Below are 19,477 nucleotides of genomic sequence, written 5' to 3'. Positions count from 1 at the left end.
GTCATTCATCATTTTATGATATAAATGTAGGAAAAGGTTTTTCTTTTCTTGTTATTGGCAAAAATATATGTAGATTACATTGCCGTTATCACTTCGTGTTAGCGGCTATTTTTTTCATCGCCTAAAGAAATATGGTTTATAATAGGATTAGGGCGCAATAGACTGGTTAATTGCAGGACAAGGTGAAAAATAAAAAAAGATAATTTCTTGTTTTGTGTAAATGTTTTTTATAATATTTGACATGTTGACAGATTATGAAATGAAAGTGAGTGATCCATGTGGATCTAACGCAAATTCAAAACCCTAGTTTTTTGAAAGATATGTCTATCGGTGAACTAGAGGGATTGAGTGAGGATATTCGTAAGTTTTTAATTGAAGAGCTCTCTCAAACAGGTGGACATATTGCACCTAATTTAGGTGTAGTAGAACTCACAATTGCTCTGCATAAATTATTTGATAGTCCGAAAGATAAATTTTTATGGGACGTAGGACATCAATCCTATGTACATAAAATTTTAACAGGACGTGCAAAGGAATTCGGTACATTAAGGCAATATCAAGGTCTATGTGGTTTCCCAAAACGTTGCGAGAGTGAGCATGATGTATGGGAAACTGGCCATAGCTCAACATCTTTATCTGCTGCAATGGGAATGGCTCTAGCACGTGATTTAAAGAAAACGAAAGAATATGTTATACCAATCATTGGAGATGGTGCTCTAACCGGCGGAATGGCTTTAGAGGCATTGAACCATATTGGACATGAAAAAACAGACATGATTGTTATTTTGAATGATAATGAAATGTCAATTGCACCAAACGTTGGTGCGCTTCATAATGTACTTGGACGTCTACGTACCGCAGGGAAATACCATTGGGTAAAAGATGAACTAGAGTATATATTAAAGAAAATCCCAGCAGTCGGTGGGAAAGTTGCTGCGACAGCAGAGAAAATAAAAGATAGTCTTAAATATTTACTAGTATCCGGTGTCTTTTTCGAAGAATTAGGCTTTACATATTTAGGTCCAGTTGATGGGCACGATTATGAAAAGTTATTCGAAACGTTGCAATATGCAAAGAAAACAAAAGGCCCAGTGCTTGTTCATGTTATTACGAAAAAAGGAAAAGGTTATAAACCAGCTGAGAGTGATGTTATTGGAACTTGGCATGGAACAGGACCTTATAAAATTGAATCAGGTGACTTCGTTAAACCGAAAGAATTTGCACCAGCATGGAGTGCTGTTGTTAGTGATACAGTACTTAAGCTAGCGAGAACGGATGAGCGTATCGTTGCAATTACACCTGCAATGCCTGTTGGATCGAAACTTGAGAAATTCCAAAAAGAATTCCCGGATCGTATGATTGATGTAGGTATTGCAGAACAGCATGCTACAACAATGGCGGCGGGTATGGCAACGCAAGGAATGAAGCCATTCTTAGCGATTTATTCAACATTTTTACAAAGAGCATATGATCAAGTTGTTCATGATATATGTCGCCAAAATTTAAACGTCTTCATCGGAATCGATCGCTCTGGTTTAGTAGGAGCAGATGGTGAAACGCATCAAGGTGTATTTGACATCTCATTCTTACGTCATTTGCCGAATATGGTACTTATGATGCCGAAAGATGAAAATGAAGGGCAACATTTAGTATATACGGCGATGCAATATGAAGATGGACCAATCGCATTACGTTATGCGCGCGGTAATGGACTTGGTGTTCATATGGATGAAGAACTAAAGGCGATTCCAATCGGTACTTGGGAAACGTTAAAAGAAGGTACACAAGCGGCTATTTTAACATTTGGTACGACAATACCAATGGCAATGGAAGCAGCTGAGCGTCTTGAAAAGGCTGGAGTTTCAGTGAAAGTAGTGAACGCTCGCTTTATTAAACCGATGGATGAAGCATATTTACATGATCTCTTAGGGAAAAATATACCGATTTTAACGATTGAAGAAGCTTGCTTAATTGGTGGTTTTGGAACGGGAGTAGTTGAATTTGCATCTGAGAACGGGTACCATAGTGCGTTAATTGAACGAATGGGTATTCCAGACCGTTTCATAGAGCACGGTAGTGTAACAAAATTATTAGAAGAAATTGGTTTAACGACAGATGCTGTTGTAGACCGTATTCATACAATGATTCCATCAAAACAAAAAAGGGCGTAACAAATGAGTGCAAAAAAAGAAAGAGTAGATGTACTATTAGTAGAGCGAGGACTTATAGAAACACGTGAGAAAGCAAAACGCGCCGTTATGGCCGGACTTGTATATGCGAATGAGATGAGACTTGATAAGCCAGGAGAGAAGATCCCACAAGATACAGAGATTACGGTGAAGGGACAAGTTATGCCGTATGTAAGCCGTGGTGGTTATAAACTTGAAAAGGCATTGGAGACATTTCACCTGGATTTACAAGATAAAGTTATGATAGATATTGGTTCATCAACTGGTGGCTTTACAGATTGTGCGCTTCAAAACGGAGCGAAATTATCTTATGCATTAGATGTAGGATACAATCAACTTGCGTGGAAATTGCGTCAAGATGAGCGTGTTGTCGTAATGGAACGGACAAACTTCCGTTACGTGACACCAGCAGACTTAGAACGTGGTTTACCGCAATTTGCTAGTATCGATGTTTCATTTATATCATTAAAGCTTATACTGCCGGTTTTAAAAACAATGCTTATGCCTAATGGGGATGTAGCAGCGTTAATTAAACCACAGTTTGAAGCTGGAAGAGAGCAAGTTGGGAAAAAAGGTATCGTTCGTGATCGAAAAGTACATGAGGCTGTCGTAGAAATGATTGTCGACTTTGCTATAAAAGAAGGATACGACGTAGAAGGTTTAACATTCTCACCAATTACGGGCGGGGATGGTAATATTGAATTTTTAATTCATCTGAAATGGCATGGTGAACGTGAGAATGGCGAAAATCATTCTCCAGTTTCTGTTGAGCAAGTAGTTACAGAGGCGCATGATGTCCTAAAGCAAAAAGGAAAAGGGGAATAACATATGTTGTTCCTCTTTTTGTTGTAATTGTATAATGATTGTAAAAACAATTGTGTACAAGCAACGAATAATAAGTTAACATAAATAAGTGAAGTATACCAATGTTTAAACTATGGTAAGAGATAGTGTGAGGTGCAAATGTATGAATAAAGGTCAGCGCCATATTAAAATCAGGGAAATTATTGCGAACAAAGAAATTGAAACACAAGATGAATTAGTTGATATTTTACGTAATGAGGGATTTAATGTAACGCAAGCAACAGTATCGCGCGATATTAAAGAACTGCACTTAGTGAAAGTGCCATTACATGATGGGCGCTATAAATATAGCTTGCCAGCAGATCAACGATTTAACCCGTTACAAAAATTAAAACGCAATCTAGTGGATTCATTTGTAAAATTAGACACGGCAGGACATATGCTTGTGCTAAAAACATTGCCTGGTAACGCTCATTCACTTGGAGCACTTATTGATCATTTAGAGTGGGATGAGATCATCGGAACCATCTGTGGTGATGATACTTGCTTAATTATTTGCCGTACACCTGAAGATACAGGTGTTGTCTCTGATCGTTTCTTAAATATGTTGTAAAAAAAAATCTTGTTTGCTTTCCTCTGTAAAGTGGAAAGTGAACAGGATTTTTTTATTGGTTAAAAATGTGAATTCTTAATTGTAATATAATATTTTCTTTGAATAAAATTAGAAAATAGGTGGATTGACCCGTAAAACGAATGTTTGGTACAATGGAGCGGTTAGAAAAGTAATTTATACATACAAACATATAGTTTGACTATTTGAATGAAGAACTGAGAAAAGCCCTTAATAGGGGATTAGTTTATAACGAGGTGAATGGGGCATTGTTATCGGAATTATCGATTAGAAACTTTGCTATTATTGAGGCATTAAATATTTCTTTTCAAAAAGGGTTAACGGTTTTAAGTGGTGAAACAGGGGCCGGAAAATCGATTATTATTGATGCGATTAGTTTACTTGTAGGTGGCCGTGGTTCAGCGGAATTTGTTCGATACGGAACAGAAAAAGCTGAGATAGAAGGGCTATTTTATGTAGAAGATGATAAGCATCCGTGTATTGAAAAGGCAGAAGAGTTGGATATAGAAATAGAAGACGGCATGATTATTTTGAAGCGTGATATCGCTGCAAACGGAAAAAGTGTATGTCGTGTAAATGGGAAACTGGTCACCCTTAGTATATTAAAGGAAATTGGAAAAACACTTGTTGATATTCATGGGCAGCACGAAACACAAGATTTAATGAATGAAGAGCGTCATATGTTTATGCTTGATCATTTTGATGGAGATCGCATTGTTAAACAATTGGGTATATATCAAAATGTATACGCTGACTATGAGAAATTAAAAAAACAGTTAAAATCGTTAAGTGAAAATGAACAACAAATGGCGCATCGCTTAGATTTAATTCAATTCCAGCATGAAGAAATCAGTAAGGCGGATTTAAAGATGGATGAAGAAATTGAATTAACTGAAGAACGATTGCAAATTTCTAATTTCGAAAAAATTTACAAAGCATTAGGCGATGCATATCGCTCATTAAGCGCTGACGGACAAGGGTTAGATAATGTACGAAGCGCAATGGGACAAATGGAGAGTATTACACATTTAGATGAAGTTTATCAAGAAAATCATGATTCAATTGCAAATAGCTACTACTTATTAGAAGAAGTTGCATATCAACTTAGAGAAAAGCTCGATATGATGGAATATGATCCGAAGCGTTTAGACGAAATTGAAACGCGTTTAAATGAAATTCGTATGCTAAAGAGAAAATATGGAAATACTGTAGAAGAGATTTTAGCGTATGCTGATAAAATTGAACAAGAAATTTTTACGATTGAAAATAAAGACGTTCATATTGAAACGACGAAGAAGCAATTAAAGGAATTAGAAAGTGTTATTCTGCAAGAAGCAACGTCGTTAAGTAATATGCGTCATGAGCTTGCAGAGCATCTTACAAATGCCATTCATCAGGAATTAAAAGAATTATATATGGAGAAAACAAAATTTGAAGTGAGAATCATGAAGAGAGAAGGAAATGCTGAAGAGCCTCTTGTTGAGGGTGCCCCGGTAAGACTTACGGCGGATGGCTACGATCATGTGGAATTTTATATTTCAACAAATCCAGGTGAGCCGCTAAAACCACTTTCAAAGGTCGCTTCTGGCGGAGAGTTATCTCGTATTATTTTAGCTTTAAAAAGCATTTTTTCTAAGCATCAAGGTGTTGCATCTGTTATTTTTGATGAAGTGGATACTGGTGTAAGTGGTCGGGTTGCACAGGCTATTGCGGAAAAAATTTATCGAGTATCAGTAAACTCGCAAGTACTTTGTATTACGCACTTACCTCAAGTAGCTTCAATGGCGGATTCACATTTATTTATTCGAAAACAAGTAGCGAATGATCGGACAATTACATCAGTTACCGTTTTAACTATGGAGGATAAAGTAACAGAAATAGCTCGAATGATTTCTGGTGTGGAAATTACAGATTTAACGACAGAACATGCGAAAGAATTACTTACGCAAGCGCATCATTTTAAACAGACAGCAGAGGCTATCCAGTAATGGATAGCTTTTTTTCTCAAATAATGATTTCTTAATTCTTCCGGTTATAAATAAAGCACTGCAAGGAGAGATTAAAAAGTGAAGCCAAGAGGCTGAATGTGGGGTAGGAGCGAGGAGAGTGAACAAATTGAGATTAGAAAGATTTCGCAAAATAATAGGTCTTTGTCTCCTTGTTTCTTTAGTTTTTATTGGGTGTTTTAAACCGCTTCGGACGTTTATTTCATCCCCGAAGCAACTTGTTGTTTTTGAAGGGCAACAATCAGAAATAGCTTCATTACCAGTTTTTCACGCTTCATCTACAGATCGTCATGTGTTTACAGTAAGTTCCAATGAACAAAAACAAGGACTTATGGTAAATCCTCATCAAAATGGTGAAGCAGATATGGTGTTTCAGCTTGCTGGTTTTCCAGTGAAAAAAGTAAATGTGAAAGTATTGAAAGATTTTAAAGTTATTCCAGGTGGACAATCAATTGGTGTGAAGTTAAATACAAAAGGGGTACTTGTTGTAGGCCATCATTTAATTCAAACTGAAAAAGGGAAAGTATCTCCTGGTGAAACAGCTGGTGTGCAAATTGGAGATATGATTACTGAAATTAATGGTAAAACAATTGAAAGAATGAGTGATGTAGCACCATTTATTCATAATAGTGGTGAAACAGGTGAACCGCTTAATCTTGTTTTGTTAAGAGATGGAAAACATATCCGCACTAAGTTAACACCACAAAAAGACAGTGGAGAATCGTCTTATCGTATTGGTTTATATATTCGTGATTCGGCAGCTGGAATCGGAACAATGACATTTGTTCATCCTGATTCTATGAAATATGGGGCACTTGGTCATGTCATTTCTGATAACGATACGAAAAAGCCGATTCAAGTCGAAGATGGACAAATTATGCGTTCGACAGTTACATCAATTGAAAGAGGTAGTCATGGGAATCCAGGAGAGAAATTAGCGAGGTTCTCACCAGATCGTGAAGTGATTGGTAATATTACAATAAATAGTCCATTTGGTATATTCGGGAAATTGAATACAAATATACCAAATGGTGTAATGGATAAAGCGATGCCTATTGCACTATCTCATCAAGTAAAAGAGGGACCGGCAAAAATATTAACAGTTATTGATAAAGATAAAGTGGAAGCGTTTGATATTGAAGTTGTAAGTACAGTACCGCAAAAGTTTCCAGCTACAAAAGGCATGGTAATAAAAGTAACAGACAAACGTTTATTAGCGAAAACGGGTGGTATCGTACAAGGCATGAGCGGAAGTCCAATTGTACAAAACGGGAAAGTAATTGGTGCTGTTACACATGTATTTGTAAATGATCCAACGTCAGGATATGGTGTTCATATTGAATGGATGTTACATGAGGCTGGAATTAACATTTATGAACAAGAAAGAAAAGCGAGCTAATTATTAATTAGCTCGCTTTTCTTTTGAAAAATTCGTTGAAATTTTGTAAAAGCTCCGCAAGAGGTGTTTTTTGTTGTAAAATAAAAGAAAAGGGTTGAACGTTTCGTTGTATTTCTATGATGGAATGTGTTGCGAAAGGGAATAAATGAACGATAAACATATTTTTTTGTGATTTTATCGGAAAGTAACAAACTTTAAAAGGGAATTTTCACACAATTGTCGAACAATTCATGTAGCCTAGAAGGATACACATGTCGGAGAATCGATTCGGTAAGGGAGGAAAAGCTGTGGAGAAAATTAAAGTCTGTCTTGTAGATGATAATAAAGAATTAGTATCAATGCTAGAGAGTTACGTAGCTGCTCAAGATGATATGGAAGTAATCGGTACTGCTTATAATGGTCAAGAGTGTTTAAATTTATTAAATGATAAGCAGCCGGATGTACTTGTTTTAGACATTATTATGCCACATTTAGATGGTTTAGCTGTACTAGAGAAAATGCGAAATATTGAAAGGCTAAGACAGCCTAGCGTAATTATGTTGACAGCATTTGGACAAGAAGATGTGACGACAAAAGCTGTTGACTTAGGTGCTTCATATTTCATATTAAAACCATTTGATATGGAGAATTTAACGAGTCATATTCGTCAAGTGAGCGGTAAGGCGAACGCTACCATTAAACGTCCACTTCCATCTTTCCGTTCAGCAACTACAATAGATGGAAAACCGAAAAACTTAGACGCGAGCATTACGAGTATCATTCATGAAATCGGTGTGCCTGCTCATATTAAAGGGTATATGTACTTAAGGGAAGCAATCTCTATGGTGTACAATGATATCGAATTACTTGGATCTATTACGAAAGTATTGTATCCAGATATCGCGAAGAAATATAATACAACAGCAAGCCGCGTCGAGCGTGCAATCCGTCACGCAATTGAAGTAGCATGGAGTCGTGGGAATATTGATTCTATTTCGTCCTTATTCGGTTATACAGTATCCATGTCAAAAGCAAAACCTACGAATTCCGAGTTCATCGCAATGGTTGCGGATAAGCTGAGACTTGAACATAAGGCTAGCTGAGAGTAAAGATAGTAAGGGATTTAAGTTTTAGTAAAGCTTAATCATTCTTTAAATTTATACTCGATATTAAATGTAAAACCAATGAACTTTTTATTTAATGACCAATGAATTTTGGAATTCGTTGGTCTTTTTATTTTATTGAGAACAAGAGATCATTTGATATCATGGAAGATAAATCCTGTTTTTAGTAATATTACATATAAGTGAGTTTTTTTATAAGATAATTAAATAGGTATAGATAGGGAGAAGGGGAATGAAAAATAAAATATTAACTTGGCTAGGAATAGTAGCAGCTATGGGAGTTCTTGCTGTTGCAGTTACATTTGGAAAGTTAGAGATATAGGAGAATGGATGAATGACTTTTAAAAAAATAGTGAATCGAGCTTACCCAATCATTGTTATGACGGTGTTTTTATCTATATTTTCAATGATAGTAAGTAAATTTTTTATCCCCAAAACAATTTTGATGAGTGGTGAATTTCCTTATCCGACTGAGGAGTACACTCCCCAAAAAGTCGGTGCTGTTCTAGCGGCGACGTTGCTTTTATTTGCGCTCTTCTTTATGTATTATAAATGGGTTATTAATAAAATGAAAAGAACGTACACAAATATTATGATTGCTTTAGGTATCGTAATCATTTTGACGACGGAAATAATGATTACTTCTATCGCATTTAACCCTGTTGTAGGAGATTATGCCATCCTTAAACAAGGAATTGTCTCTGTGTTTAATGGAGATAATCAATTTTTAGAAATGGGACAGCTTCTATTTTATCCATATAATACACATATTGTATTATTAGGAGGATATTTTGCTAAATTGGTAGGAAGCGTAGATGTGGCGATAAAAATATTACCAATAGTATGTATAACAGGTAGTATTATTTTAAATGTATTGATTGTAAGGAAAATTACAAACTTTAAAGTTGCTCACATATCGATCGTGTTATCTGTGCTAAACATTTTTATATATTGGCAGGCGCCAGTTTTCTATACGCATACATTAGTAATATTTTTTATTTCAGCAACGATGTATACATATTTATGTTTGAAAACAGCGGAAACAAAAAGGTTGAAGATTATTTTATGGATTTTATTAGGAGTTTTTGCGGCTTGTACTTATATTATAAGACCGACAGCATTGGCGTTAGCGTTAGCGATTTTAATTGAGAATATTTTTAAATTTCGTAAGAAGTATTCTGTAAAGGTGTTAAGTAGTGTTTTATTTTGTTTAATCCTTATTGTAAGTTTTAAAAGTATAACGACAAAGCTAAATCTCAGTACCGATAATGAAATTGAAAAAATTCCATTCACTCATTGGGTGAAAATGGGGTTGAACAAAGATACGTACGGTGTGTGGAATCAGGCAGATGCAGATTATATTGATGATGAAAACATAAAGAATACGAAGGATTTAAATGAACACAATAAAGGAGTTATAGTGCAGCGTTTCAGTGAATTTGGTGTAACGGGTTATGTACACCATTTAAATGAAAAAATAACTAGAGAATGGGTATCAAGTCAGTTCTCCATGTACCGTATTGGACAATGGTTTGAGCAGAAGAACGACACGATAACTAATTACGTATCGAACTATAGTACAACGAAGTATAAAATCGTTACTGTATATTCGTATGTTATCAAATTATTTGTTTATGTAGCTGTTCTGGCGGCTGTTATACTTTATAAAAAGAAAGATGAAAATGAATCGGAAGTTATACGAATTGCGATGATTAGTACGTTAGGGGTGTTTACTTTCTTATTACTATGGGAAACAGCTCCTCATTATACTTATGAAGCATTTGCATTTATGAATATTCCAGCTTCTTTAGGGTTGTATAAATTGTTTATGATTTTTAATAAAGAAAAGAAACATGCATAATTTGAGTAACTGAAATGAGTAGTAAGAAACCCCTCTTTTATTAAAAGAGGGGTTTTAATTTATTGATTATAAATGTTTGAAAAAAAGATTAAATGGAATCATAGTATATCTGTTAAAGGATTTTAGTAGGGAAGTCATCCGTGATATAATAGAAAATAATAAAAAGCCCTGCAAAACAGGACTGTATTATTCCTCGTCTTTATTTTGTTTTTCTAATTCAACTAACTTTTGAATTAGAATGTGCTGCGGCATATGCATAAGTTGTTCAAGTGGAACACCTAATGCTTTTGATAGGCGGACTGCAGTGTCTGGAGAAATTTGTAATGGTCTCATAGAAGTACCTCCTTTTTCGTATAGTATAGCATAAGATTGGGGGAGTGAGGATGACTCTTATATTTGCACATCGTGGTGCAGCGGGAACGTACCCAGAAAATACAATGATTTCATTTGAAGCAGCTGAATCTTTTAGAGCAGATGGAATTGAGCTTGATGTTCAATTAACGAAAGATGGAAAAGTTGTCGTCATTCATGATGAAACAGTGGACCGGACAACAAATGGAAAAGGTGCGGTTCGTAATTATTTATATGAGGATTTATGTAAATTAGATGCGAGCTATAAATTCGGTGATAAAGTAGGCTTTTGTAAAATACCTCTTTTAGAAGAGGTGTTAGAATGGATTGATAAAACAGAGTTGCTACTTAATATTGAACTGAAAAATAATAAAATTCCATACAGAGGTTTAGAGGAAGAAGTTATAACGCTTGTACGGAAATGTAATCTAGAAGATCGTGTTATATTTTCTTCATTTAATCACTACAGTATGAAAAGGTGTCATATGATGGCTCCTGATATTCAAACAGCGATTTTATATCGTGAAGGTTTGCATAGTCCGTGGGCGTATGCGAAAAAAATGGGCGCTACAGCAGTGCACCCTAATTATCGTTATCTTCAAGATGCTGTTGCTGAATTAACGATGGAAAGTGGTGTAGAGGTTCGGCCCTATACAATAAATGAAGAAACGCTTATGCGTAAATATTTTGATATGAATATTTCGGCGATTATTACTGATTACCCCGAAACAGCAAGAATGTTATTGCCAATAAAAAAATGAGACCGCGTGTAACGGTCTCATTTTTTATTTATAAATAGTGGGGCCTTCCTACCTTCTAAAGCGAGCTTGTACTTTATTTCGTTTACGGTCTCGGTGTAAGACGAAGCCTCCGAAGATATAAAACCCGAGCCCGAAGCAGAGAGCGCCGATTAAAAATTGTAACCATAGTATAGAGAGTGGAGGAAATAGAATCCCGAATACAGTATCTCTCATTAACTTAATGCCAAACACAGCTAATGAAATAGGGATGAGTGCTAATGATAGAGCAAGGTAACGCTGCATATAAACGCTCCTTTTCAGATTATTTTGTTTATTTCAATGATGTTATATGAAAAGGGGGTTTGTCAAGAGGGGGCTGAACGAGTAAGATAAGGGTGTGAAAAATTTTGCAGAGATACTTCGAGAGGAAGTGTAATATATGAAACAAAAAGTTTTAATTGTTGGTGCAGGTGAAGGTGGTAGTACACTGCTGAATCTGTTACAAAGTTCAAATATATTTCAAATTATAGGGATTATTGATATAAATCCGATAGCAAAGGGATTACAAATGGCTAAGGAATATGGGGTTACAATTGGAGAGAGTGTAACGCCGTTTCTTTCTATGCATATTGATGTAATGTTTGATATGACGGGTGACGATGATTTACATAAAGATTTAATAAAGAAAAAGCATAAAGATACTCTTCTTATACCAGGTGATATTGCGAAAATTGTTACGAGATTAGCACATGAGAAGGAAAGTTTAATTGGAAAATTAGAAGAACAGACGCAGCAAGGGGATTTAATTTTAAATTCTACGCATGACGGTATGATTGTGATTGATCGAGAGGGACAAGTACGCCTATTTAATAAAAGTGCAGAGCGTATTATCGGATATAAAAAAGAAGATGCGGTAGGGAAATATATTTTAGAAGTTATTCCGACTAGTAAGTTGCTTCGTATTATACGTACGAAACAAATAGAAGTAAATTATGAACTGACATTAGAGAATGAAAAGAAAATTATTACAACCCGTATTCCAATATTAAAAGAGGGAGGAGAGGTACAAGGGGCATTTGCGATTTTTAAAGATATAACAGAGGTTGTAGATCTTGCGGAAGAAGTTACAGATTTAAAGGAGATTCAAACGTTACTTGAGGCGATTATCAACTCGTCTGAGGAAGCAATTTCGGTCGTGGATGAAAAGGGAAGAGGATTAGTAATTAACCCTGCGTATACGAAATTAACAGGTTTAACAGAAGAGGACATTATTGGGAAACCGGCTACAACTGATATTGTAGAAGGTGAAAGTATGCATATGAAAGTACTTCGAACGCGTAGGGCGGTACGCGGAATACATATGAAGATTGGACAAAAGAAGCGTGATGTAATTGTAAACGTAGCGCCAGTTATAGTGGATGGGATATTGAAAGGAAGCGTTGGTGTAATTCGTGACGTATCAGAAATTCAAAAGTTAACAAATGAATTGAATAGAGCAAGGCAAATTATTCGAACGTTAGAAGCGAAATATTCATTTGATGACATTGTCGGAAATTCAGATGAAACAACGGCCGCTATTGAACAGGCGAAACTTGGAGCGAATACACCGGCAACAGTATTACTACGCGGAGAATCTGGAACGGGTAAAGAATTGTTTGCACATGCAATTCATAATGGAAGTAATCGAAAATATAATAAATTCGTCCGGGTAAACTGTGCTGCTATTTCCGAGACTTTATTAGAAAGTGAATTATTCGGTTATGAGGAAGGTGCATTTTCAGGAGCAAAAAGAGGCGGAAAACGAGGTTTTTTTGAGGAAGCGAATAACGGTAGTATCTTTTTAGATGAAATAGGAGAATTGTCTGCAAATACGCAAGCGAAACTCCTTCGCGTGTTGCAAGAAAAAGAAATTGTAAAAGTTGGTGGAACGAAAGCGATACCTATAAATGTCCGGGTAATTGCAGCGACACATGTGAATTTAGAAAAGGGCATTCTAGAAGGAGAGTTTAGAGAGGATTTATATTATCGATTAAATAAAATTCCAATTCAAATTCCGTCTCTTCGTCAGCGAAAAGGAGATATACCGGCAATTGCAGACAGATTGATTCAAAAAATTAACCAAGATTATGGTCGGAATGTAGAGGGGCTCACTGATTCGGCTATTTCATATTTACAATCATATGAATGGCCAGGAAATGTGAGGGAGCTTGAAAACATTTTAGGACGAGCTATTATCTTTATGAATTATAACGAAATATATATTGATGTCCATCATTTACCACCTTTACATACAGAGGAGCAGACTGAGGTAAAACAAAATAACTTATTACCTGAATTAGAAGAAAAGCCACTTGAACAATTAGTGACAGAGTTTGAAGGGCATATCATTCATGAATGTTTAGAGAGGTTTGATGGAAATAAAACAAAAACTGCAAGAGCATTAGGAATTTCGGTTCGAAATTTATATTACAAGCTAGAAAAGTATGAGTGTGCAAAAAATAGCATGCAATAAATTGCGTACCGTGCAATTTATTGCATGGTATACAAAAAGCGACAAAACAAGACAGAATGTTTCGTTATTTTCCAAAGTATTGATTTTACTGCATTTTGAATGCGTTTTCATTATTGGTAAGACCACTTTTGAAAGTTGGCACGGTATTTGCTTTATAAATAGACGAGGGACGACGGAAAGGGTTGATTACAAAATATGAAGTTAGAACACTTAATTGATCAAGCAGCAGGACAGCCTAAAAAAACTGTGGCTGTAGCAGTAGCTGAAGATCATGAAGTAATTGAAGCTGTAGCGAAAGCAATTAAATTACAGCTAGCTCAATTTCGTCTATATGGAAATCAAGAAAAAATAATGGGGATGCTACAAGAACATGGTTTACAAACTTCAGAACACATTGAAGTGATTGCAGCAGCGTCAAGTGCTGAGGCTGCAGAACTTTCTGTTAAAGCTGTAAGAAATGGCGAAGCAGATGTGCTTATGAAGGGAAACATCCCAACAGCAAATATTTTGAAAGCTGTATTAAATAAAGAGTGGGGACTTCGTAAAGGTAGCGCACTTTCACACGTTGCAGCATTTGAAGTTCCAAATTACGATCGTCTTATCTTTGTTACAGATGCAGCGATGAACATTGCACCTGATGTAACACAAAAAGCTGCTATTATACAGAATACTGTAGAAGTTGCCCAGGCAATAGGAATAGATTTGCCAAAGGTAGCACCAATTGCAGCAGTAGAGGTTGTGAATCCTGCGATGCAAGCGACAATTGATGCCGCGATGTTAACTCAAATGAATCGCCGCGGACAAATTAAAAATTGTGTCGTTGATGGACCACTTGCTTTAGATAATGCAGTATCACAAATTGCAGCAGAACATAAAGGCATAGTAAGTGATGTAGCAGGTAAAGCAGACATTTTACTCGTCCCAACGATTGAAGCTGGAAATGTGCTGTACAAATCACTCGTATACTTTGCGGATGCAAAAGTAGGAGCTATGATTGCTGGCGCAAAAGCACCGATTGTTTTAACATCTCGTGCTGATTCAGCAGAAACAAAAGTATATTCATTAGCATTGGCAGTTACGACTGCTTCAAAATAAACCAAACAGGGTAAAACACTAGGGGGAAACGACAATGACATTAGAAATCTTCGAATACTTAGAAAAATATGATTATGAGCAAGTAGTATTTTGTCAAGATAAAGAATCTGGTTTAAAAGCAATCATCGCAATTCATGATACAACACTTGGACCAGCTCTTGGTGGAACAAGAATGTGGACATATGATTCTGAAGAAGCGGCGATTGAAGATGCATTGCGTCTTGCAAAAGGGATGACATACAAAAACGCAGCAGCTGGCTTAAACTTAGGTGGTGCGAAAACAGTAATTATCGGTGATCCACGTAAAGATAAGAGCGAAGCGATGTTCCGTGCATTAGGACGATACATTCAAGGACTAAACGGACGTTACATTACAGCTGAAGATGTTGGTACAACAGTAGATGATATGGATATTATTCACGAAGAAACTGATTTTGTAACAGGTATTTCACCATCATTCGGTTCTTCTGGTAACCCATCTCCAGTAACTGCATACGGTGTTTATCGTGGTATGAAAGCAGCTGCGAAAGAGGCTTTCGGTACTGATAATTTAGAAGGAAAAGTAATTGCTGTTCAAGGTGTTGGTAACGTAGCGTATCACCTATGCAAACATTTACATGCTGAAGGAGCAAAATTAATCGTTACAGATATTAATAAAGAAGCTGTACAACGCGCGGTAGAAGAATTCGGTGCATCAGCAGTTGAGCCAAATGAAATTTACGGTGTTGAATGTGATATTTACGCACCATGTGCATTAGGCGCAACAGTTAATGACGAAACTATTCCACAACTTAAAGCAAAAGTAATCGCAGGTTCTGCAAATAACCAATTAAAAGAAAATCGTCACGGCGACATGATTCATGAAATGGGTATTGTATACGCACCAGACTATGTTATTAATGCTGGTGGTGTAATTAACGTAGCAGACGAATTATATGGATACAATAGAGAACGTGCACTAAAACGTGTTGAGTCTATTTATGACACAATTGCAAAAGTAATCGAAATTTCAAAACGTGATGGCATTGCAACTTATGTAGCAGCAGATCGTTTAGCTGAAGAGCGCATTGCAAGCTTGAAAAACTCTCGTAGCACATACTTACGCAACGGTCACGACATTATTAGCCGTCGCTAATCATTCATATATTACTTTTACAAAAGGTGTGGTTACCTCTTATGAGGTTTCCACCTCCTTTTGAATTTATTAGTGGAGGTAGCAACAGTGTCTTTAAATCGAATTCTTGTTATTAATCCGGGTAGTACATCCACAAAAATTGGTGTTTTTGATAATGAAAGGCCCGTTTTAGAAGAAACTATTCGTCATGACGAAGAACAAATTGGAAAATATAAGAGAATTATCGATCAATATGAGTTTCGCAAAGAAACGATTTTAGAAGTTCTACATTCTCACGGTATTAACATTTCAAAGTTAAACGCAGTTTGTGGGCGTGGGGGATTACTTCGTCCAATCGAAGGCGGAACATACACAGTAAACGATTCGATGTTAGAAGATTTGAAAAATGGGTTTAGCGGTCATCATGCTTCAAACCTTGGAGGTATTTTAGCATATGAAATCGCTTCTGGATTAAATATTCCGGCATTCATAGTAGATCCTGTCGTTGTAGATGAAATGGAGCCGGTTGCTCGTATAAGTGGTATTGCTGGTATGGAACGTAAAAGTATTTTCCATGCATTAAACCAAAAAGCAGTTGCTCGTAAAGTGGCTGAAGAATTAAATCACAAATACGAGGATTTAAATTTATTAGTTACACATATGGGTGGCGGTATTACAGTTGGTGCTCATAAAAAAGGAAAAGTTATTGATGTGAATAACGGCTTAAACGGAGAAGGCCCATTTAGTCCAGAGCGTGCGGGTACAGTACCGGTAGGGCAATTAGTGGAGATGTGTTTCTCTGGTGAGTATTACCGTGACGAAATGGTTAAAAAACTTGTTGGACAAGGTGGACTTGTAAGCCTAATCGGTACAAATGATGCGATCAAAGTAGAACAAATGGTTGAAAAAGGTGATCCGGAAGCAACTCTTATTTATAAAGCAATGGCATATCAAGTTGCAAAAGAGATTGGCGGAGCTAGCGCTGTACTTCACGGGAAAATTGATGCAATCGTTTTAACTGGTGGACTTGCGTACAGTAAAATTCTTGTTGATGAAATAAAAGAACGTGTTGACTGGATTGCAGATGTTATCGTACATCCAGGGGAAGATGAATTACAAGCATTAGCAGAAGGAGCACTTCGTGTATTACGTGAAGAAGAAGCGCCGAAAGAGTATGTTGTACGAGAAAAACAAACAGTAGCTAGGGGTTGAGATAATGGCAAGAGAATATGATTTAGTCATCGTTGGCGGCGGTACTGGTGGATATGTTGCTGCTATTCGAGCATCACAACTAGGTTTAAAAACTGCACTTGTTGAAAAAGAAAATCTTGGTGGTACTTGTTTGCACAAAGGATGTATTCCTAGTAAAGCTCTTTTACGTAGTGCGGAAGTATACGCAACTGCTAAAAAAAGCGAAGAGTTCGGAGTTATTGCAAGTAATGTAGAACTAAACTTTGCGAAAGTGCAAGAGCGTAAAGAGAAGATTGTAACGCAACTTCATAAAGGTGTTCAACACTTAATGAAACAAGGTAAAATTGATGTGTTTGAAGGTATCGGCCGTATTCTTGGCCCATCTATTTTCTCTCCAATGCCAGGGACAATTTCAGTTGAACTTGCAAGTGGAGAAGAGAATGAAATGTTAATTCCAAAAAATGTACTTGTTGCAACAGGTTCTCGTCCGAATTCGTTACCAGGTTTAGAATTAGACGGAGAGTATGTAATGTCTTCCGATCATGCCCTAAAAATGGAAACGCTTCCTAGCTCAATTATTATCGTTGGTGGCGGTGTAATCGGTATTGAGTGGGCATCTATGCTTGCTGACTTCGGTGTAGAAGTTACAGTATTAGAGTATGCGAAAACGATATTACCACTAGAAGATCAGGACGTTTCAAAAGAAATGCAACGTCTATTCAAGAAAAAAGGTATTAAAGTGGTAACTGGTGCAAAAGTATTACCAGAAACATTGGTAAAAGATAACGGAGTAACAATTCAAGCTGAACATAACGGTGAGAATAAAGAATTTAAAGCAGAAAAAATGCTTGTATCTGTAGGAAGACAAGCCAATACGCAAAATATTGGTTTAGAGAATACGGATATCGTTGTGGAAAAAGGATACATTCAAACAAATGAGTTTTATCAAACGAAAGAATCTCATATTTACGCAATCGGAGATGTAATCGGCGGCTTACAACTTGCTCACGTTGCTTCTCATGAAGGAATTGTTGCAGTGGAACATATTGCTGGTAAAGAAGTTACACCAATTGATTACTCTATGGTATCAAAATGCGTATATAGCAGTCCAGAAGTTGCTTCTGTCGGTTTAACAGAACAAGAAGCGAAAGAAAAAGGCTATAAGTTAAAAGTAGGTAAGTTCTCATTCCGTGCAATCGGAAAAGCACTTGTATACGGCGAATCAGATGGTTTCGTAAAACTTGTAGTTGATGAAGAAACAAATGACATTCTTGGTGTTCATATGATTGGACCACATGTAACAGATATGATTTCTGAAGCTGGTCTTGCAAGAGTACTTGATGCAACACCGTGGGAAGTAGCACATACAATTCATCCGCATCCATCATTATCTGAGGCGATTGGTGAAGCAGCATTAGCTGTAGATGGAAAAGCGTTACACGCATAAAAATGTGGATTTAGGAGGTTATGAAAAATGGCAGAAGTAAAAGAAAAGCGCCATGAAGAGCTTGGCTTAAGTGATGAGCAAGTATTAGAAATGTTCCGTACGATGTTACTTGCACGTAAAATCGACGAACGTATGTGGTTATTAAACCGTGCGGGTAAAATTCCATTCGTAATTTCTTGTCAAGGACAAGAGGCTGCACAAGTTGGAGCAGCATTCGCTCTTGATAGAGAGAAAGATTATGCATTACCATACTACCGTGATATGGGTGTTGTACTAGCGTTCGGTATGACAGCTAAAGAGCTTATGTTGTCTGCTTTCGCGAAAGCTGGAGATCCAAACTCTGGTGGTCGTCAAATGCCTGGTCACTTCGGTCAAAAGAAAAATCGTATTGTGACAGGATCATCTCCAGTAACAACGCAAGTACCACATGCAGTTGGTATTGCATTAGCTGGAAAAATGGAAAAGAAAGATTTAGTAACGTTTGTTACATTTGGAGAAGGTTCTTCAAACCAAGGTGACTTCCATGAAGGGGCAAACTTTGCTGGTGTACACAAACTACCTGTTATTTTCATGTGTGAAAATAATAAATACGCAATCTCTATTCCAGTTGAAAAACAATTAGCATGTAAAAACGTATCAGACCGTGCAATTGGTTACGGTATGCCTGGATATACAATAGACGGAAACGATCCACTTGCAGTATATAAAGCTGTAAAAGAGGCAGCAGACCGCGGCCGTCGTGGTGAAGGCCCAACTTTAATTGAAACAGTATCATATCGTTTAACAGCACATTCTAGTGACGACGATGATCGTGTTTATCGTGATAAAGAAGAAGTAGAAGAAGCAAAGAAAAAAGATTCAATCATAACATTTGCAGCTTATTTAAAAGAAGCTGGCGTGTTAACTGAGGAATTTGAAAAACAAATGTTAGACGAAATTATGCATATCGTAAATGAAGCAACAGAATATGCAGAAAATGCTCCGTATGCAGCACCTGAAGATGCATTGAAGCACGTATACGCAGAATAGGGGGG

The 19,477-nt window shown here is 36.7% G+C and carries 16 protein-coding genes; 14 read left to right on the top strand and 2 right to left on the bottom strand.

From position 1 onward, the window contains the following. Positions 1-278 precede the first annotated feature (278 nt). The 7 genes from dxs (at position 279) to ACU8YW_RS20540 (ending at position 9,993) form a co-directional block, all read left to right on the top strand. The gene (gene dxs / locus ACU8YW_RS20570) at positions 279-2,171 is read left to right on the top strand and encodes a 1-deoxy-D-xylulose-5-phosphate synthase (RefSeq protein ID WP_446893995.1); all 1,893 of its coding nucleotides are present in this window, start codon (positions 279-281) and stop codon (positions 2,169-2,171) included. Positions 2,172-2,174: 3 nt separating this feature from the next. After that, positions 2,175-3,014 (top strand): TlyA family RNA methyltransferase, encoded by an 840-nt coding sequence (locus ACU8YW_RS20565; protein ID WP_001274751.1) that lies wholly within the window; start codon positions 2,175-2,177, stop codon positions 3,012-3,014. A 142-nt stretch (positions 3,015-3,156) separates the two neighbouring features. Beyond that, on the top strand, positions 3,157-3,606 hold the full coding sequence (argR, locus tag ACU8YW_RS20560) for an arginine repressor ArgR (protein WP_001032581.1): 450 nt from the start codon (positions 3,157-3,159) through the stop codon (positions 3,604-3,606). A 266-nt stretch (positions 3,607-3,872) separates the two neighbouring features. Further along, a complete protein-coding gene (gene recN / locus ACU8YW_RS20555) occupies positions 3,873-5,612 on the top strand; it encodes a DNA repair protein RecN (RefSeq protein ID WP_000947743.1) in 1,740 nt (579 codons plus the stop codon). A gap of 118 nt (positions 5,613-5,730) precedes the next feature. Next, a complete protein-coding gene (spoIVB, locus tag ACU8YW_RS20550) occupies positions 5,731-7,029 on the top strand; it encodes a SpoIVB peptidase (protein WP_048546381.1) in 1,299 nt (432 codons plus the stop codon). A 287-nt stretch (positions 7,030-7,316) separates the two neighbouring features. After that, the gene (spo0A, locus tag ACU8YW_RS20545) at positions 7,317-8,111 is read left to right on the top strand and encodes a sporulation transcription factor Spo0A (RefSeq protein WP_033658812.1); all 795 of its coding nucleotides are present in this window, start codon (positions 7,317-7,319) and stop codon (positions 8,109-8,111) included. A 355-nt stretch (positions 8,112-8,466) separates the two neighbouring features. Further along, the gene (locus ACU8YW_RS20540; protein WP_088064385.1) at positions 8,467-9,993 is read left to right on the top strand and encodes a glycosyltransferase-like membrane protein; all 1,527 of its coding nucleotides are present in this window, start codon (positions 8,467-8,469) and stop codon (positions 9,991-9,993) included. A 186-nt stretch (positions 9,994-10,179) separates the two neighbouring features. On the opposite strand, the gene ACU8YW_RS20535 is transcribed toward ACU8YW_RS20540, so the two are convergent. Then, positions 10,180-10,326 (bottom strand): YycC family protein, encoded by a 147-nt coding sequence (locus ACU8YW_RS20535; RefSeq protein WP_001247671.1) that lies wholly within the window; start codon positions 10,324-10,326, stop codon positions 10,180-10,182. A gap of 50 nt (positions 10,327-10,376) precedes the next feature. Here ACU8YW_RS20535 and ACU8YW_RS20530 point away from each other — a divergent pair, with 50 nt between their 5' ends. Next, positions 10,377-11,105 carry a glycerophosphodiester phosphodiesterase gene (locus ACU8YW_RS20530; protein ID WP_048546379.1) on the top strand — a complete coding sequence of 243 codons (729 nt, stop codon included), beginning with the start codon at positions 10,377-10,379 and terminating at the stop codon, positions 11,103-11,105. A gap of 48 nt (positions 11,106-11,153) precedes the next feature. Here the strand turns inward: ACU8YW_RS20530 and ACU8YW_RS20525 are convergent, their stop codons facing one another. Next, complete coding sequence (locus ACU8YW_RS20525; RefSeq protein WP_001190198.1) at positions 11,154-11,387, bottom strand: DUF2627 domain-containing protein; 234 nt, start codon at positions 11,385-11,387, stop codon at positions 11,154-11,156. Positions 11,388-11,523: 136 nt separating this feature from the next. On the opposite strand from ACU8YW_RS20525, the gene ACU8YW_RS20520 reads away from it, so the two are divergent. The 6 genes from ACU8YW_RS20520 (at position 11,524) to bfmBAA (ending at position 19,472) form a co-directional block, all read left to right on the top strand. Then, entirely contained in the window at positions 11,524-13,596 is a 2,073-nt protein-coding gene (locus ACU8YW_RS20520) for a sigma-54 interaction domain-containing protein (RefSeq protein WP_048546377.1), read from the top strand. 195 nt (positions 13,597-13,791) lie between these two features. After that, the gene (gene yqiS, locus ACU8YW_RS20515; RefSeq protein ID WP_000763066.1) at positions 13,792-14,691 is read left to right on the top strand and encodes a phosphate butyryltransferase; all 900 of its coding nucleotides are present in this window, start codon (positions 13,792-13,794) and stop codon (positions 14,689-14,691) included. A gap of 34 nt (positions 14,692-14,725) precedes the next feature. Then, positions 14,726-15,826: a leucine dehydrogenase gene (locus ACU8YW_RS20510; protein ID WP_000171359.1), complete on the top strand. Its 1,101-nt coding sequence runs from the start codon at positions 14,726-14,728 to the stop codon at positions 15,824-15,826. Between the two features lie 87 nt (positions 15,827-15,913). Continuing rightward, entirely contained in the window at positions 15,914-17,017 is a 1,104-nt protein-coding gene (gene buk / locus ACU8YW_RS20505) for a butyrate kinase (RefSeq protein WP_000056197.1), read from the top strand. A gap of 4 nt (positions 17,018-17,021) precedes the next feature. Beyond that, entirely contained in the window at positions 17,022-18,443 is a 1,422-nt protein-coding gene (gene lpdA, locus ACU8YW_RS20500; protein ID WP_000090438.1) for a dihydrolipoyl dehydrogenase, read from the top strand. A gap of 27 nt (positions 18,444-18,470) precedes the next feature. After that, the gene (bfmBAA, locus tag ACU8YW_RS20495; protein WP_000852549.1) at positions 18,471-19,472 is read left to right on the top strand and encodes a 3-methyl-2-oxobutanoate dehydrogenase subunit alpha; all 1,002 of its coding nucleotides are present in this window, start codon (positions 18,471-18,473) and stop codon (positions 19,470-19,472) included. Positions 19,473-19,477: the final 5 nt, after the last annotated feature.

It is taken from the genome of Bacillus pretiosus (assembly GCF_052947655.1).
This window is presented reverse-complemented; position numbering and strand designations above follow the sequence as displayed.

Coding starts and splice junctions, on each gene's coding strand:
- ACU8YW_RS20565 (WP_001274751.1), top strand. CDS start 2,175: ATGAGTGCAAAAAAAGAAAGAGTAGATGTACTATTAGTAGAGCGAGGA.
- argR (WP_001032581.1), top strand. CDS start 3,157: ATGAATAAAGGTCAGCGCCATATTAAAATCAGGGAAATTATTGCGAAC.
- ACU8YW_RS20540 (WP_088064385.1), top strand. CDS start 8,467: ATGACTTTTAAAAAAATAGTGAATCGAGCTTACCCAATCATTGTTATG.
- ACU8YW_RS20535 (WP_001247671.1), bottom strand. CDS start 10,326: ATGAGACCATTACAAATTTCTCCAGACACTGCAGTCCGCCTATCAAAA.
- ACU8YW_RS20530 (WP_048546379.1), top strand. CDS start 10,377: ATGACTCTTATATTTGCACATCGTGGTGCAGCGGGAACGTACCCAGAA.
- ACU8YW_RS20525 (WP_001190198.1), bottom strand. CDS start 11,387: ATGCAGCGTTACCTTGCTCTATCATTAGCACTCATCCCTATTTCATTA.
- ACU8YW_RS20520 (WP_048546377.1), top strand. CDS start 11,524: ATGAAACAAAAAGTTTTAATTGTTGGTGCAGGTGAAGGTGGTAGTACA.
- yqiS (WP_000763066.1), top strand. CDS start 13,792: ATGAAGTTAGAACACTTAATTGATCAAGCAGCAGGACAGCCTAAAAAA.
- ACU8YW_RS20510 (WP_000171359.1), top strand. CDS start 14,726: ATGACATTAGAAATCTTCGAATACTTAGAAAAATATGATTATGAGCAA.
- lpdA (WP_000090438.1), top strand. CDS start 17,022: ATGGCAAGAGAATATGATTTAGTCATCGTTGGCGGCGGTACTGGTGGA.
- bfmBAA (WP_000852549.1), top strand. CDS start 18,471: ATGGCAGAAGTAAAAGAAAAGCGCCATGAAGAGCTTGGCTTAAGTGAT.